This window comes from Streptomyces musisoli, assembly GCF_016741855.1.
GTDB lineage: Bacteria > Actinomycetota > Actinomycetes > Streptomycetales > Streptomycetaceae > Streptomyces > Streptomyces musisoli.
Genome location: NZ_JAERRH010000010.1, coordinates 1 through 17,145, shown reverse-complemented (window position 1 = coordinate 17,145; position 17,145 = coordinate 1). Strand labels below are relative to the sequence as shown.

Here is a 17,145-nt window from a genome sequence, read left to right as displayed (position 1 = left end):
ACGCGGGAAGGTACCCGCGCACCGCAAGAGGTGCGGGGAACGGCGCGAACCACCACGACGTACCCGCACCCGCGGGCCGGCACCGGCCCGGCCGCACGCCGGTGACACCGCAAGGCCGGCGCCGGGCCCGGCCTCACGCCGGCGCCATGAGAAGCGGCCGGGCCCTCTCCCGCAGCTCCACCACCCGAGGCTCGTCCCCGTAGGGCTCCAGCCGGTGCAGGAGGTCCTTCACGTACTCCGTCGTCCGCGCCGACGAGATCCGCCCCGCCACCTCCACGGCCCGCACCCCCTGCTCGCACGCCGCGTCCAGGTTCCCGGACTCCAGCTCGGCGACGGCGGAGACGACCAACCGCAGCCCGTGCGACCGCACGAACTCCTCCGTCGGCTTCGACAGCGCCTGCTCGGTGAACCGGCGGACCTGCCGCGGTGCCTTCAGATCGCGGTAGCACTCGGCCGCGTCGGCGGCGAACCGGTCGTACCCGTAGAAACCGAGCCACGACGGGTCGTTGTCCCCCTCGCGCGACCGCTCCAGCCAGCCCTCGGCCGCCTTCAGTGCCGTGCCCGCGGCCTGCGCGTCTCCCGCACGCGCGTGTGCCCGTGCCTCGACCAGCCGGAAGAAGCTCATGGTGCGGGCGGTCGCCAGCCCCCGGTTGCGCTCGAGGGCGGCCTGCGCGAGATCGACCCCCTCGTCCCCGAACCCCCGGTACGTCGCCTGGAGCGACATGGACGCCAGCACATAGCCGCCCAGCGGGACGTCCGCCGCCGCACGGGCGAGCCGCAGCGCCTGGATGTAGTACCGCTGCGCGGCTTCCTGCTGGCCGGTGTCGAAGGCCATCCAGCCGGCGAGGCGGGTGAGTTCCGCCGAGGCCCCGAACAGGGCGCGGCCGACCTCGTCGGAGTAGGAGCCGAGCAGCAGCGGCGCCGCCTCCACCCGCAGGCACTCCGGCACCATCGACGAACGCCAGTCGCCGCCTCCGTACTTGGAGTCCCAGCGTCTGGCGTCCTCGGCGGCCTCCCGCAGCTTCTGCACGTCGCTGTGGCCGACTTTGATCGGTGCGCCGGATACCTCGGTGGAGCCCGCCTCCCGCGCGACCGAGCTGTCGGCGGGGGTTATCAGCCATCGTGAGGCAGGCGTTGCGTATGCGCTCACTGCGAACGACCCGGCGAGGGACTGCCAGATGCCGCCGGAGCCGGCCCGGCGCCCGGCGAGGTCGAGACGGTACAGCTCCGTCGCCGACTTCACCGCCTGTCCTACGTCTCTCGGGAAGGCGAGGCCCACTTCGGGCGCGGGATCGGCGTCCGCCAGGCCGATCTCGTGGAGCGGCACCGGCCGGCCGAGCTTCTGGCCGATGGCGGCGGCGATGAGGTGCGGCGCGGCACCCTGCGGCACCATGCCCTTCGACACCCAGCGCGCCACGGACGTCTTGTCGTAGCGAAGCGTCAACCCGCGTTGGGCGCCAAGGTCGTTGACGCGCCGGGCGAGTCCCGCGTTGCTGATTCCCGCGAGGGCGAGAACGGCGCCGAGCTTTTCGTTCGGCCCGCGTTGCTCCCTGGACATGCGCCACCCCTCGACACAGACGGCTGCCGCTCTGGCATAACCACGCGGCATTCGTAAACCCAGCGTAGTTCGCCGCATCCCAAGCGTTAAGGGGCATTGTTCCGGTTGGCGGGATTGTGGTCCGTACGGAAGCCGTGCCCTGTACGCACCGTGCACGGCCTGTCGCCCCGTGCCCCCGGCCGTGTGGCCGTGCGCCCGCCCGTGCGCTCTTCTCCGGCCATCCGGGGAGCGGTTCCATGGCTCATGCGTGGGTCGGCCCGCTGTACTGGATCCAGTGGGCTGGGGGACACCGCCACCTTCATCCCCGCGGGTGGCGGACCGGTCCGGGAGGCGTCACCCGCCTCCCGGACTGTGCGCTTGCGGAGGCCGTCACGTACTCCGCGGTCCTGTACGGAGCGTGCTCAAATCCGGTGGCCCGCCACTGATTTGGCCGAAAATCGACCCCCCTGAGTGCGGTGGATTTCCGCTCCGACCATGCAACTTGAGGGCGCGAAGGGAGTTTTGGGGGAGCGCATTGGGGGCGCATTCGAGCCGTGCCCCTCAAGTGCCGTCCCCGCCGGGTCCCACCGGCCCGCGCCCGTCGGCCGTCGGCCTCCCCGGCCCGCGCCGCGAACTTCCCTCGATCGAAGGCGGTGCCACCGCGCCTCTCCGACGTTCCCTTCATGGCAGCATGGGGTCCGGTTCGTACGGTGCACTGGTGGTCCACAGCCTGTGGAGGCGTCGATGCGGTGGTTGGTGGGGTGGAGCAGCACCGCCGCGGGCGCCGCCGGGATCGGATCCGCGGGAGCCGTCGGGTACGACGGCGAGACACTGCATCCGGTCGGCTCCCAACTCCTGTGGGGCGACCCCGATCCCCTGTGGGCCGTCGGCGACTGGCGCCCGGACGAGGTGCGCGTGGTGCACGCCGACGCGGAGCACCGGATCGCCGTCCTCGGCATCTGCGGCGCGAGCGACGAGGAGCTGCGGCGCGGCCTGGTCACCGCGCGCGGGGGCGCGGTGCGCCACCTGACCACCTGGTCCGGCAGCTACACGGCCGTCGTCCAGGCCGGCCGCCGCATCACCGTCTGCGGTGATCTGGCGGGCGCCCGGCCGGTGTTCCACACCCCCTGGGCCGGCGGCACGGCCTACGCCACCGCCGCACTTCCCCTCGCCGACCTCATCGAGTCCAACCTCGACTTCACCCACCTCGCGGCCCTGCTCGCCGCCCCGGACGTGCCGGCCGCGCTGCGCGACACCACCCCGTACGAAGGCGTACGGCGCATTCCGCCAGGGCATGCACTGGTGCTGCGCGCCGGGGCACGCGAGATCGTCGGATTCGAGCCGGTCGCCTCCCTCGCCGTGGCGGCGCCCCCGGCCGACCCCGACCGCGCCGTGGACGCCGTACGGGACGCCCTCGTCGAGGCGGTCCGCACCCGGCTCGCGGCACCCCGGCACGTGCCCGACCTGGACCCCGGACCGGTACCCGGCATGGGGCCGGCCGAACGGCGGGCCGCGCGCGGGATGCCGGTCCCCGGCATCGGCGCCGACCTGTCCGGCGGTCCCGCGTCCGGCACCCTCGCGCTGCTGGCCGCCGGGCTGCCCGGCAGGCCCGGAACGCTCCTCGGCCATGGCACGGGCGCCGGCGAGCGCCTCCTCGCCGTCACCTTCAACGACCTGGCCGTGGCCGGCCGGGAGGCCGAACTCGAGCGCGCCGGAGCCCTGGCCGCCAACCCCCGTCTGCACCACGTCGTGGTCACCGGCGGGGAGGAGACCCTGCCGTACGCCGACCTCGACGGCCCCCTGACCGACGAACCGGGGCCCTCCCTGGTGCAGGCGGCCCGGCACCGGGCGCGGCTCGCCGCCGGCAGCGCCGACCACTTCACCGGTCAGGGCGCACGCCAGGTCCTGGACGCCCACCCCGCCCGGCTCGCCGACCTGCTGGTGGACCGACGGCGGCGCCACCTGGTCCGGCCGGTCGCCGCGCTCGCCCGCGCCGACGGCTCGGTGATGGTCCCCGCGCGCGTGTACGGTGCGGCCCGGCGCCTGGCCCGCACCCCCTACCGGTCGGGCCTGGAGGTGCTGGCCGAGCGGCTGATGCGGCGCCGCTTCGACGAGCCCAAGGGGGCGGTCGGCGCTTCCCTCGCCGCGCTGACCTGGGCCAGACCCGGGCCCGCCGCGGGGTGGCTGACAGGGGAGGCACTGGCTGAAGTATCGGTTCTGCTCCAGGCGGAGGCCGATCGCTCCGGCACCGGGGTGCAGCGCCCCGGCGACTATCGCGCGCGTGCGGCGCTCGCCCGGCACGCCGCCGACCTCCGGGTCCTGGAGCAGGCCGTGGAGATCCGTTCCCAGCGCCTGCACGCGCCGTTCCTCGACAACCAGGTCGTCCGCGCCTGCCGTGACCTGCCCGAGGCCCTGCGCGTCCAGCCCGGCGCACGCGCCGCCATCCTCCGTACGGTCCTGGAGGGGGCGGGCGTCACCGACCTCCCCTCCGGCTGGGGCGCCCCCTCCCACGCCTCCTCGGCGGCCGCCGCGCGCGCGGGCCTGCGCGTCGCGGCCGATCCGATCCTGGACCTCTTCGCGACGCCACTCCTGGCCGATGCCGGGCTCGTGGAGGCCCGCGTCATCCGCAAGGCCGTGCGGTCCGCCGCGGCCGGCGAGCCCCTGCCGCTGGACGGGCTGGCCGACCTCATCTCCCTCGAACTCTGGCTCCGCCGCCTTCTTTCCCGGCGGGGCACGTGCTGGACGGGCACCGCCACCCGCTCCCGCGCGGTGCCGTCCGGAATCCAGCCGAGAAGAAGCGCGCTGACGCCGGGGGCGTGAGGCCGACGGGGGCGGCGGTTGCGGGGCCGACGGGGGCGCGGTGCCGGAGGTCTGCGGGGCCGTCGGCCGGGTGCGGGTTCGTCGTGGCTGGTCGCGCGGTTCCTCGCGTCCCTTCGAAACCCCCGTGCCCCCATCCCGTACCCACCGCGACAATGGCCGGGTGCGGTACAGAATCCTGGGCGTAGCCCAAGCAGCGGACGACCAGGGCAGTGCCCTGCCCCTCGGCGGCCAGCGCCTCCGTACGCTCCTCGCCGCCCTGGCCCTCCGCCCCGGCCGCACCACAACCCCCGACACCCTCATCGACGAGATCTGGGCGGACGACCCGCCCCAGGACGCCCCGGCCGCCCTCCAGGCCCTCGTCGGCCGCCTCCGCCGCGCCCTCGGCAGACACGCCGTCACCTCCACCCCGGGCGGCTACCGCCTCGAAGCCACCGAGGAGGACGTCGACCTCCACGTCTTCGAGCGGCTCACCCACACCGGCACCACCGCCCTCACCACCGGCGACCCGGCGACCGCCCACCGCACCCTCACCGAGGCCCTGTCCCTCTGGCACGGACCCGCTCTCGCCGACCTCCCCGACCGCACCGCGGCCACCCGCCCCGAGGCCCTGCGCCTGGAGGCGACCCGCGCCCGCGCCACCGCGGCCCTCGCCCTCGGCCGCGCCCAGGAGGCCGTACCGGAGCTGCGGGAACTGACCACCGCCCACCCGTACGACGAGTCCCTGCACGTCCTCCTCATCCGCGCCCTGCGCGACACCGGCCGCCCGGCCGACGCCCTCGCCGCCTACGAGTCCGCCCGCCGCACCCTCGCCGACACCCTCGGCACCGACCCCGGGCCGGAACTCCAGGCCCTGCACGCGTCGTTGCTGAAACAGGAGGCACCGGCACCCCCGGCGCCACCCGCCCGCCCGGCACCGGTGCCCTGCGCCCCGCGCCCCGAGCGCAGCGGAAACCTCCGCCCCCGTCTGACGTCCTTCGTCGGGCGGGAACCGGAACTCGAGGCCATTCGTTCCGACTTGCACAGGGCCCGCCTGGTCACGCTCACCGGACCGGGCGGCTCGGGAAAGACCCGCCTCGCCGAGGAGGCCGCCGCGGCGCTCCCCTCGGCCTGGCTGATCGAGCTGGCCCCGCTCGACCGGCCGGAGGCGGTCCCCGGCGCGGTGGTCAGCGCGCTCGGTCTGCGCGAGACCGCGCTGCTGACCAACGAGCTGGCGACCTCGCAGGCCGACCCCACCGCCCTGCTCATCGAGTACTGCGCGGCGCGCAGCCAACTCCTGATCCTCGACAACTGCGAGCACGTCATCGACGCGGCGGCCGCCCTCGCCGAGACCCTCCTCACCCGCTGCCCCGGGCTCACGATCCTCGCGACCAGCCGCGAACCCCTGGGCGTCGCCGGGGAGTCGGTGCGCCCGGTCGAACCCCTCGTCCCGGAGCAGGCGCACCGCCTCTTCACCGAGCGCGCGCAGGCCGTCCGCCCCGACGCCGACGCGGTGCTCGGCGACACCGTGGCCGTGGCGGAGATCTGCCGCCGCCTGGACGGACTGCCGCTCGCCATCGAACTGGCCGCGGCCCGGCTCAGGCTGCTGACCCCACGGCAGATCGCCGACCGCCTCGACGACCGCTTCCGCCTGCTCACCTCCGGAAGCCGCACGGTCCTGCCCCGCCAGCAGACCCTGCGCGCGGTCGTCGACTGGTCCTGGGACCTGCTGGACGAGCAGGAGCGCACGGTGCTGCGCGAGGTGTCGGTGTTCGCCGGCGGCTGGGACCTCGTGGCGGCCGAGGCCGTGTGCACCGGCCCCGCCGCGGACCTGATCGGCGCGCTGGTCGACAAGTCCCTCGTCGTCGCCGCCCCGGACGGCACCGCCGCCGGCTCAGGCATGCGCTACCGGATGCTGGAGACCATCCACGAGTACGCCACCGAGCGCGCGGCCGAGACCCCCGGACTGCGCGCGGCGGCGGAGCGACGCCACCGCGCGTGGGCGCGGTCGCTGGTGGAGGAGGCAGAGCCGCAGCTGCGGTCGGCGGCCCAGCTCCCCTGGTTCTCCCGCCTGGAGACCGAGCTGGACAACATCCGCGCGGCCCTGGACCGGGCGGTGCGCGCCGGGGACGAGGCGGAGGCGGCCGCCGTCGTCCTGGCCATCGGCTGGTTCTGGTGGCTGCGCAACCACCGTCAGGAAGGGGTGGCCTGGGTCCGGCTGACGCTCCGCCTCGGCGTCGCCCTGGACACCCTGCCCGCGGGCACGCCGGCCGCCGGCCTGCGGGCCGCGGTGGACCGCGCCGACCCGGTGGGCGCCTTCCTCGCCGACCCCGACGGCCAGGCCGGACATCCGCTGGCCGAGCTGCGGACGGACCTGCGCATGCTCGACCTGTTCCTGACCTCCGAGTCGAACACCGACAACCTCGCGGCCGACGAGCGGGCCCCGGAGTACATCGCCCGCCTGCGGGCCGCGTACGAGCGCGGCGGTGCCCCGGCCGCCCGCTTCCCGGGCATCGTCTGGCCGCTGACCACCTACTACCTGGGCGGTCCGGTGGACATCCGCCCGGTCATGGCGCAGGCCGTCGCCAACGCCCGCAGACACGGCGACGACTGGGAGATCGGCGTCGCCCTGATGTACCGCGCCCACGTGACCGTCGACTCGCCCGGCAACCTCCGGGGCGTGGACGAGGACCTGGCCGAACTGCGGCTCCTCAGCCGGCGCGTCGGCGACCGCTGGATGCGGGCGCAGGTGTGCAGCGCGGCCGGCGAGGCGGCCATGGCGCGCGGCCGGTTCGACGAGGCCCGCGGCGAGTACGAGGAGGCGCTGCGCCTCGCCTACGAGGTGGGCGCGAGCGCCGAGGCGCCGTTCCTGCTCGCCCGGCTGGCCGAGATCTCCTACCGCCGAGGCGACCGGAAGGCCGCGATGGCCACCCTGGACGAGGCGGAGACGGCCGCCGACCGGTTCGCGGTGCCCGAGTCACGGGCCTTCGTGCTGCTGCTGCGTGCCCTCATCTCCCTCCACGACGGGGAGACCGCCCGGTCCCGCGAGCTGTACGAGGCGACCCGCGCGGCAGTCGGGGGCGGCACCCCGCCGCCGCAGTTCGTGGCGGTCCAGCGGACGGTCGAGGGGCTGCTCGCGGCCGCCGAGTCGGGTCCGGCGCACGGGCTGCCGATCATGGCGGACGCCCTGCGTGAGGCCACGGCCCACCAGTGCGCCGAGTCGATCACGGCCGGTCTGCTGGACGTGGCGGCCGGTCTGCTGGCACGGCTCGGCGAACTGCCGGGTGCGATCCGGCTGTTCGCCGCCGCGGACCACTGGCGCGAGGGACGCCGGCGGCCCGAGCCGGAGCGCACCGTGGCCGCCCGGGTGCGGGCCGGCGCCCGCGCGGCCCTCCCGGCCGACCGCTACGCCGCCGAGTGCGCCCGGGGCGCCTCGCTCGGTGTGGCGGACGTCCTGCGGGAGCTGGGGGCCGCGACGGCGGGCGCCGGCGGCCGGCCGGGAGCACCGGCAGCCGAGGGCTGAGCGAGGGGCGCTACCGGCAGGTGAACCGGGACTCCGCCCAGTCCGCCAGCGCCGCCCGGTCGAAGGCGCCGCGGTGCGGTTCCGCGACGAGCCGTACGGTCCTCCGCCCGGTGAGGTTCACATGGACCGGGACGGCCTGGTCGCGGCCCTTGACCACGCCGGACCGCCACAGCGGGACCCCGTCGCCGTAGACGGAGAAGGAGACCTTGCCCAGGCCGAGCGTCAGGTCGTCCACGCCGGCCAGTGCGTCGTACGCGGTGCACTGCCGGTTGAGGGCGATGGTGACGGACGACCGGCCGTGGACGGTGGCTCCGCGCCCGTACCGTTTGCCGCCGACCGACATGCCGTACCGCTGCCACACCCAGCTGCTCTCGTGCAGGGCGATCTCGGGCTCGGTGCCGTCGCCGACGGCGTCGAAGCGCAGGTCGCTCAGCTCGTAGACGGTGGGCGCGGGCGCGGGCGCGGGGGGAGGAACGGGCGGCCGGGTGGGTGTCGGCGTCGGCGTCGGTGTCGGTGTCGGCCGGGGCTCCGGCTTCGCGGTGGGGGCGGGGGCCGGTGTGGACGGTGGTGCGAGCGTGGGTGTCGGCGTCGGCGTGGGTGCCGGCGTGGGGGTGGACGTCAGCGCCGCCGGGGCCGGGGCCGACGCCGGTTCGGGGGCGTGGGGCACGGGCTCGGGCGAGGGATCGCGCCTCGGCGGCGGGGGCGTCGGCGGCTCGGGCCGCACGACCGGCGCGGACGGCGACGGCTTGGCGGTCTCCTTCGCCGGATGGTCGTCGTTCACCAGGGCCAGCGCGACCGCGGCGGCGGCCACCGCGACCACACCGGCCGCGATGCCGGCCTTCACCGGCGCCCCGAGCCCCTCGGAGGCCACGGCCCCGCCCGCGCCGCCCGCCCCGCTCGACGACCCGCCGGCCGCGGCGGCTCCGACGGCCCCGGCCCCGGCGCTGCCGGCCACGATCCCGAGCGCCTTGGCGTATCCGGCGGCCCCGAACCAGCCGATGACCGCGACCGGGACGACACCGGGGATACCGCTCGCGACCTCTTCGATCTGCGCCGCCGCCAGCCGGCACCTGGCGCACTCCTCCAGGTGTTTGCGCAGGCCCCGCTCGGCCCGGATGCGCAGCTTGCGGCGGGCGTAGGTGCCCAGCTGGTCGGCGTAGCGGGCGCACTCCTCGTCATGGACGAGGCTGTCGCTGACGTGGGCCTGGAGATAGGCCTGCTTCAGTCCCTCGCGCGCACGGCTGGCGAGCACCCGGGTGCCGTTGGCGTCCAGCCCGAACAGGACGGCCACCTCGCTCGGGGACTCGTCCTCCACCTCGGTGTGCCACAGCACGGCCTGCCAGCGCTCGGGCAGCGAGCGGAAGGCCCGCATGGCCATGGACTGCTCGGCCTCGTGCATGGCGCGCACGTCGGCGCCGAGACCGAGCGGGTCGTCGTCGGCCACCTCCGTGCCCCGCGCGGCCTGCTGGGTGAAGAGGGCGAAGTCGTCGACGAGTTGCTCACGGCGGGCGGACTTCGTCCAGTGTGCGGCGACGCGCCGTACGGAGGTCAGCAGATAGGCCCGTACGGCGTGCCGGGGCCCGGATCCGCCGCGCACCGCCTGGAGCATGCCGGCGAACACCTCGGCGGTGAGGTCCTCGGCGGTGTGGCCGTCCCGGCAGCAGGTCCGCGCGTAGCGCCGTACCGCGTCGGCATGCCGCCGGTACAGCTCCTCGTAGGCCGAGTCGTCGCCGGCCCGCATCCGCGCGATCAGCTCACCGTCGGCGGGCGGCAGCTCCCGGGGCGGCGGCAGCACGCTTCCCCCACGCTGGGCCGGCACGCTCTCGTCGGGCGCACCCGAGGGGCCGGAGGACGCCTGGCGGCCGCCCTGCTGCGGTACCTGAGGTGAGGTCAGCCCGCGGGTCTCCGCGGCACCGTCGTCATCGCGTGACCCGCCCCACCCGTCAACCCTCATCGCGGACAGCCCCCGACACCGGCCCAGCCCAACCCGTCACCGGCTCAGAGTGCCACAACGCGTTTTCGCAAAGGACCCCCCGCGCACCGCATCCACCCATCCGAGCGGACTTACCCCGAAACGCCCCGAACGCCCCTCGAACAACCCACGGCGAACGCGCCACGTGGGGCCGACCCGCACCGCCGACGGTGAACACCCCTACGGGCCCCCGCACGCACCGACGGCAACGCGCCACGTGGGGCCCACCCGCACCCGCCGACGGCAACGCGCCACGTGGGGCCCACCCGCACCCGCCGACGGTGAACACCCCTTAAGGGCTCACCCGCACGCACTGACGGCAACGCGCCGAGCAGGTCCACCCGCACCCGCCGACGGCGAGTACGCCCCGCGGGGGCCACCCGCACCCGGCCGTGGACTCGCAGCGGTGGGTGCGGGTGGGAGAACGGAATCTCCGGCGAGGGCGAAGCCGAGGCGGGCGACGCCGAAGCCGGCCGCGCCGATACCTACGCCGGCCGAGACCGAAGCCCCTCCAGCAGAATGTCCAAAAGCCGCGCGGACGCGGCCGCCTGCTGCGCCGCATCCGGCAGGGACGGCGCCGCCGTGGCGATCACGAGCAGCACATCCCCCACGGACACGTCCGTCCGCAGCTCACCGGCCTCCCGCGCCCGGTCCACCAACTGCCCGACCACATCGAGCAGCGCCCCGGCCCCGGCGTCGTCGGCCACCGTCGCGGCCTCGTCCGCCACCAGCCGCAGCTCGGCACCACCCGGCTGAAGCCGCTGCTGAGGCACCCGAGCCTCCTCGACGGAACCGGCGGAACCGGCGAGGGCCCCGGCCGAACCGGTCGTCTCCGCGGCGCCCTCCTCGGCCGAACCGGCGGAGCCGACCCGCAGCACCTGCGGCGGCAGCAACCGCCCCGCCCCCGACGCCACGGACGTCCGCAGGAACCGAGACAGCGCCGACCACGGCTCGTCCTCCTGACCGAGCGCCGTCCGCGCCTGCTCGGTCAGCCGTGCCGTCTCCTCCTCCGCGATCCGCCGGACCAGCACGTCCTTGCTCGGGAAGCGCCGGTACACCGTGCCGACCCCGACCCGGGCGCGCCGCGCCACGTCCTCCATCGGCGCGCCGTACCCCAGCTCGCCGAACACCTCACGCGCCGCACGCAGCACGTGCTCCAGATTGCGCTGTGCGTCCACCCGCAGCGGAGTCGTACGCGCCGCGTCCGCACGTCCGTTGCCCGCCGTCGAGCCCATCACCTTGCCACCGGACGCGACGGCGCCCGCAGATGCCCAATGGGTGTCCTGAAGATGCATGCTTTCCCCCGGTAATGACGTCTCCCCCCGGAGACTCCCCGTCACTGAAGCCGAAGTGCGCGGAACTGGCATCGGTCCCGACCGAACCCGCCCGTCGCGGACCCGTTCGACCACATTCCCTACACTCCGTCGACAGACGAACATAGTTGAGTGGGGGTCAATTCAGAAGGGGCACGTTCCGCACAGTGCGCCCCCCGATCGGAGTACGGGGCGTGTTCGTCCCGATTCCGTCCCTTCTCCCCTTGTCGCCCGCACCCGCTGACCTGCCCCCTTTCGTCCTGCACGAACATCCCGGCCGCCCCTGCGCACACCCGGCCGCCGGTCACACAAATTGCCGGGGCTGTGGACAAACAACAGCGCCGGGTGCGTCATGGGATGGTGAAGGAACGTGCGCGCATTCTGGTTGTCGGCGGCGGCTACGTCGGGATGTACACGGCGCTGCGTCTCCAGCGGAAGCTGAAGGCCGAGCTGAGGAGGGGCGAAGTCGACATCACCGTCGTCACTCCCGACCCGTACATGACGTACCAGCCGTTCCTCCCCGAGGCCGCCGCGGGATCGATCTCCCCCCGCCACGTCGTCGTACCACTGCGCCGCGTCCTGGACCGGTGCCACGTCGTCGTCGGCGAGGTGACGTCCATCGACCACGCGGTGCGCACCGCCGCCGTCACCACCCTCGCCACCGCCGAGGAGGGCGGGACCGCCGAACTCCTCGGCTACGACGAACTCGTCCTCGCCCCCGGCTCGGTCTCCCGCACCCTGCCCATCCCCGGCCTCGCCGAGTACGGCATCGGGTTCAAGACCGTCGAAGAGGCCATCGGCCTGCGCAACCACGTCATCGAACAGATGGACATCGCGTCCTCCACCCGCGACCCCGCGATCCGCGACGCCGCCCTCACCTTCGTCTTCGTCGGCGGCGGGTACGCGGGCGTGGAGGCCCTCGGCGAACTGGAGGACATGGCGCGCTACGCCGCGCGCTACTACCGCAACCTCCGACCCGAGGACATGAAGTGGGTCCTCGTGGAGGCCAGCGACCGCATCCTCCCGGAGGTCGGCCCGGAGATGGGCCGGTACACCGTCACCCAGCTGCGCCGCCGCAACATCCAGGTGCTGCTGGACACCCGCCTGGAGTCCTGCGCCGACCGCGTCGCCGTCCTCAGCGACGGCCAGCGCTTCCCGACCCGTACGGTCGTGTGGACCGCCGGGGTCAAACCGCACCCGCTGCTCGACGCGACCGACCTGCCGCGCACCGACCGCGGCCGGCTCCGGTGCACGGCCCAGCTGACCCTCGACGGCACCGAGCACGCCTGGGCCGCGGGCGACGCCGCCGCCGTACCCGACGTCACGGCCGCCGAACCCGGCACCGAGACCGCCCCCAACGCCCAGCACGCGGTCCGCCAGGCCAAGGTCCTCGGCGACAACATCGTGCACGCCCTGCGCGGCGAGCCCCTCCAGACGTACGCGCACAAGTACGTCGGCTCCGTCGCCTCCCTCGGCCTGCACAAGGGCGTCGCCCAGGTCTACGGACGCAAGCTGAAGGGCTACCCTGCCTGGTTCATGCACCGCGTGTACCACCTCAGCAGGGTGCCCACCGTCAACCGCAAGGCCCGGGTGCTCGCCGAATGGACCCTCGCAGGCCTCTTCAAACGGGAGATCGTCTCGCTCGGCTCACTCGAACACCCACGAGCGGAGTTCGAACTGGCGGCCGGTGGAAAGCCTCCTCACAGCCCCTCCGACGACCCGAAGGGGTCGTCCTGACCGGACCCAGGAACTCCACGGACCGCCGATGCGTCTGACGGATGTCGCCGCGGCCCGGACCCTGCCAGACTGCCCCACGTCCTCGGACGGGTCACCCGCCCGCCCAACGCACCCACGAGGCTTTCCCCACAGTGAACTTCACGCGCTGGAGCGCCCGTCTTCCCGGAACGCAGCGCCGCGCCGCCGCGCGGACCGATACCCCGGTCCCACCGGACCGGCGGGGGGACGGCTCCGTGCCCGCGGCCCGCGCCGAACAGGCCGCCGACGAGAGAACCCTGGTGCCCGCCGTCGACGAACTGCCCGCGCGTGACGTGCTGGACCGCGTCCCGGCCCTCGTCGCCCTGGTCCACGGCCCCGACCACCGCATCGCCTACGTCAACGACGCCTACACAGCGGCCTTCGGCGCCCGTCCCACCGGCGCCCCCGCCCACGACGTACTGCCCGAACTCGCCGAACTGGGCCTGTTCCCGCTCCTCGACCAGGTGCTGCGCAGCGGAAAGCCCCGCACCCTGAAGTCCCGCAAGGCCGTCGACGGCCGCTCGTACACGTTCACCTGCACCCCCGTGGCCGAGGACGGCGACCGCGACGCCGGCGTGCTGGTCTTCGCCACCGACGTCACCGACCACGCCGAAGCCGCCGAACGCCTCCGCGCCAGCGAGCGCCGCCAGCGCGAGACCGCCGTCACCCTCCAGCGCTCCCTGCTGCCCCAGGAGCTGGAGCAGCCCGACGACCTGCGAATCGCCGCCACCTACCAGCCCGGCGGCACCGAGGCCGCGGTCGGCGGCGACTGGTACGACGTGATCACCCTCGGCGGCGGCCGGACCGCCCTCGTCATCGGCGACGTCATGGGACGCGGCGTGCGGGCCGCGGCCGTCATGGGCCAGCTCCGCACGGCCGTCCGCGCCTACGCCCGCCTCGACCTGCCCCCGCACGAGGTGCTGCAGCTGCTCGACGGCCTCGCCGCCGAGATCGACGCCAACCAGATCGCCACCTGCGTCTACGCCGTCCACGACCCCAACGAGGGCCGCCTGGTGTACGCCTCCGCCGGCCATCTGCCGATCCTGGTCCGAGACGAGAACGGCACGGTCTCCCGCGCCGACGAACCCACCGGCCCGCCGCTCGGCACCGGCGGCTGGATGCACGCCTCCGGTTCCGTCGCCCTGGGCCCCGGCTCCACGGCCGTCCTCTACACCGACGGCCTGGTCGAGCGCCGCGACGCCGACCTGGACGAGGGCATCGCCGCGCTCGAAGCCGCCCTCGCCGGGGCCACCGGCACCCCGCAGGTGGTCTGCGACCGCCTGGTCCGCTCGGCCGGCGTCACCGCCGACCACGACGACGACGTGGCCGTCCTGGTCCTCCAGCACCCGGCGCGCACGGGCCCCGACGGCGACCTCTTCCGCAACGCGGCCCTCGAACTCCTCGGCGGCGTCGAGGCGGCTCCCCGCGCGCGTGCCTTCGCCTCCGGCGTCCTCACCAGCTGGCGCTTCCCCGCCGAACTGCACGACCTCGGCGTCCTCGCCACCAGCGAACTGGTCGCCAACAGCCTGCAGCACGGCACCCCGCCCATGCGGCTCAGACTCCGCCGCACCGACCGCCGCCTCATCGTCGAGGTCACCGACGGCGACGACCACCTGCCCAGACGGCGCCGCGCCGAGCCCGGCGACGAGTCCGGCCGGGGCATCGCGATCGTGGCGACGATCGCGACCAGCTGGGGCTGCCGCCGCACCCCCGGCGGCGGCAAGGCGGTGTGGTGCGAGTTCGTCCTGCCGAAGGCACAGCACTGACCGGTGCCACACCGGCGAAGCACGGAGAGGCTCACGCCCGGCGGACGGACACCGCAGCAGCGCGGGCCCCGAGGCTACGAGATCCACACGGCGACCCTGCCCTTCACCGCACTCCTGGCCACAGCCACCCGTTGAACGCGCGAAGGCGCCCCGAAAAGGGGCGCCAGGAACTCGCGCACGACCGGCCATCTCCCCCCGGGCGCTCCCCGGGGGAACGCCACGTCACGCCTCCGCGGCCACCGGCTCCGCGGGAGCACCGCCGCGCGTGACCACCCGGGTCCCGCGCGCCAGCCAGGGCCGGTCCTGCACCGCGGTGAGCCCCCGGCCCAGCCACAGCGCCAGGAAGGTGATCCCCAGCGAGAACAGCAGGAAGGTCACGATGTACGGCCCGTGCAGCGAGGCGCCCAGGGGACCGCCCACCGCCGGACCGACCGCCAGCGCCAGCTGTTTGACCAGCGCGAACGCCGAGTTGTACTGCCCGGCCATGCCTTCCGGCGCCAGATCGGCGACCAGCGGGGCGACGGTCGGCGACAGCATCGCCTCGCCCAGCCCGAACAGCGCGTACGTCGACACGAAGGCGGCCGTGGCCATCTCCTGGCTGCCGTGGCCGAGCCCCGCGTACCCGGCGGCCAGCCAGGCCACGGCCCAGATCAGCCCCACCGCGGCGATGACCCGGGACCGCCGGCGCCGCTCCACGAGCTTCAGCACGGCGAACTGGGCGACCACGATCATCAGGGTGTTCGCGGCCAGGGCCGTCCCGAGGGCGGAGGTCGATATCCCGGCGGCCTCCACACCGTAGGCGCTCAGCCCGGACTCGAACTGTCCGTAGCAGGCGAAGAAGAGCACGAAGCCCAGCACGCACAGCTGCACCATCGCCCGGTTCCCGAGCAGCCGCTTCCAGCTGCCCTTCGCCGACGTCCCCGGCGCGTCCTCCATCCGCGGCGAGTGCGGCATCCGCACCGTCGCCATCACCACGACCAGCAGCAGGAACATCGCCGCCTCGATCGCGAACAGCAGCGTGAACGAGGCCACGCGCGTGGTGTCGACGAGATGGCCGCCGATCAGGCCACCGACACCGAGACCCAGGTTCTGAAGGAAGAACTGCATCGCGAACGCACGCGAGCGCGTGTCCGCCGTGGAGCAGTCCACGATCATCGTGGCCAGCGCCGGCTGCATCACGGCCTGCCCGGCACCCAGCGCCGCCGCGGACAGCAGCACGGTCGCGGCGCCGCCCGCCAGACCGAGGCTCAGTGCGCCGAGAGCGGCGGTCACCAGGGCGGCGAGCAGGACCGGCAGCGGGCCGCGCCGCACGATCGCCCGGCCGGCGAACGGCAGCACGATCAGCGCGGCCACGGCGAAGACAGCGAGCACGAGTCCCGCCGTCATGGCTCCCAGTCCCCGCACCTGCGCCACATAGACGTACAGGTAGGGGACGGTGAAGCCGAGCCCGAACGCGCTGAGTGCGTTACCCACGTGGATCCGGCGCATCGCTGCGCCCATCGCCCTGGTCACGTTCACCTCTCTCACTAGTTAGACCTGAAGACTTCAAAGCTAAACTTCGAAGCTAAAGAGTACACAGTCGAGGACTTCAAGGCAAAGGGGTGGCGTGCCATACTGCGGCCATGGCCGACACCAGCGGCGTCACGGAGCCGACACTCGAAGAACAGATCGCCGCCTACCAGCGCGAGTTCCAGGACCTCGACCCGCAGGTCGAGAAGATCGTGTCGGCGCTGTCCCGGCTGAACCGCCGGATGAACGTGGCGTACGGCCGTCAGACCGCCGCCCTGGGCATCAGCAACGCCGAGTGGGAGGTCCTCAAGGCGCTGGTCCTCTCCGGTGCGCCCTACCGCATGGGCCCGAGCGACCTGGCCAAGCGGCTCGGCCTCACGCCGGCCGCGATGACCCACCGGATCGACCGCATGGTCGCGGAGGGTCTGGTTACCCGGGAGCGCGACGAGTCGAACCGCGTCCGCGTCATCGTGGAGCTGACCCCGGGAGGTCGTGAGAAGTGGCTGGAGGCCATGCGCATGGCGACGGTCTTCGAGGAGGACCTGCTCCAGGACCTCACTCCTGTGGAGCGCGCGGTGCTCGGCGAGGTACTGACCCGGCTCCTGCGCAGGGTGGAGCACGCGCAGCCGGATGCCGGCGGCCGGCTCAGCGACCTGGACTGAAGGGGCCGGGCCGAAGCCCCGGTAAAAGATCTTGACAGGGGGCTGTTGACACGCCCCGGCTCGATCCGTAAAGTTCTTCGGGTTGCCGCCGAGCCGTAACGGTTCTCCGGTAGCACCTCAGCCGCCTCGAGCGGCAAACCCTCACACCACCAGCACGATCACCCGGACGGGTTGTATTCGGCGTGCCCGAATTCAATTCGAATGGAAGCCCGGCGGCCCGATTGGGAATCGCCGAGCGGATCCGCTAAGGTTTGAGACGTCGGAACGGCCCAACGGCCGGGAGGACAAGCCCCGCTGACTGGGGGTCAGACA

The 17,145-nt window shown here is 74.1% G+C and carries 9 protein-coding genes; 5 read left to right on the top strand and 4 right to left on the bottom strand.

From position 1 onward, the window contains the following. Positions 1-133 precede the first annotated feature (133 nt). Positions 134-1,558 (bottom strand): NsdA family TPR-like regulatory protein, encoded by a 1,425-nt coding sequence (locus tag JK361_RS24695; protein ID WP_201821862.1) that lies wholly within the window; start codon positions 1,556-1,558, stop codon positions 134-136. 723 nt (positions 1,559-2,281) lie between these two features. Between JK361_RS24695 and JK361_RS24690 the strand changes: the two genes are divergently transcribed. Together JK361_RS24690 and JK361_RS24685 are read left to right on the top strand one after the other, a co-directional pair. Continuing rightward, positions 2,282-4,357, top strand: a complete 2,076-nt coding sequence (locus JK361_RS24690; RefSeq protein WP_201821861.1) for an asparagine synthase-related protein — start codon at positions 2,282-2,284, stop codon at positions 4,355-4,357. A 160-nt stretch (positions 4,358-4,517) separates the two neighbouring features. Then, positions 4,518-7,856, top strand: coding sequence for an AfsR/SARP family transcriptional regulator (locus tag JK361_RS24685; RefSeq protein ID WP_201821859.1), 3,339 nt, complete (start codon positions 4,518-4,520; stop codon positions 7,854-7,856). Positions 7,857-7,866: 10 nt separating this feature from the next. Here the strand turns inward: JK361_RS24685 and JK361_RS24680 are convergent, their stop codons facing one another. Continuing rightward, positions 7,867-9,810 carry a sigma-70 family RNA polymerase sigma factor gene (locus JK361_RS24680; protein ID WP_201821857.1) on the bottom strand — a complete coding sequence of 648 codons (1,944 nt, stop codon included), beginning with the start codon at positions 9,808-9,810 and terminating at the stop codon, positions 7,867-7,869. Positions 9,811-10,313: 503 nt separating this feature from the next. Continuing rightward, on the bottom strand, positions 10,314-11,123 hold the full coding sequence (locus JK361_RS24675; RefSeq protein WP_201821855.1) for a TetR/AcrR family transcriptional regulator: 810 nt from the start codon (positions 11,121-11,123) through the stop codon (positions 10,314-10,316). 375 nt (positions 11,124-11,498) lie between these two features. On the opposite strand from JK361_RS24675, the gene JK361_RS24670 reads away from it, so the two are divergent. Continuing rightward, positions 11,499-12,878 carry an NAD(P)/FAD-dependent oxidoreductase gene (locus JK361_RS24670; RefSeq protein ID WP_201821853.1) on the top strand — a complete coding sequence of 460 codons (1,380 nt, stop codon included), beginning with the start codon at positions 11,499-11,501 and terminating at the stop codon, positions 12,876-12,878. A gap of 131 nt (positions 12,879-13,009) precedes the next feature. After that, positions 13,010-14,662, top strand: coding sequence for an ATP-binding SpoIIE family protein phosphatase (locus JK361_RS24665; RefSeq protein ID WP_201821851.1), 1,653 nt, complete (start codon positions 13,010-13,012; stop codon positions 14,660-14,662). 222 nt (positions 14,663-14,884) lie between these two features. Here JK361_RS24665 and JK361_RS24660 read toward each other — a convergent pair whose 3' ends face one another. Next, on the bottom strand, positions 14,885-16,150 hold the full coding sequence (locus JK361_RS24660; protein WP_201822324.1) for an MFS transporter: 1,266 nt from the start codon (positions 16,148-16,150) through the stop codon (positions 14,885-14,887). Positions 16,151-16,284: 134 nt separating this feature from the next. Here JK361_RS24660 and JK361_RS24655 point away from each other — a divergent pair, with 134 nt between their 5' ends. Beyond that, positions 16,285-16,833 (top strand): MarR family winged helix-turn-helix transcriptional regulator, encoded by a 549-nt coding sequence (locus JK361_RS24655; protein ID WP_201821849.1) that lies wholly within the window; start codon positions 16,285-16,287, stop codon positions 16,831-16,833. Positions 16,834-17,145 lie beyond the last annotated feature (312 nt).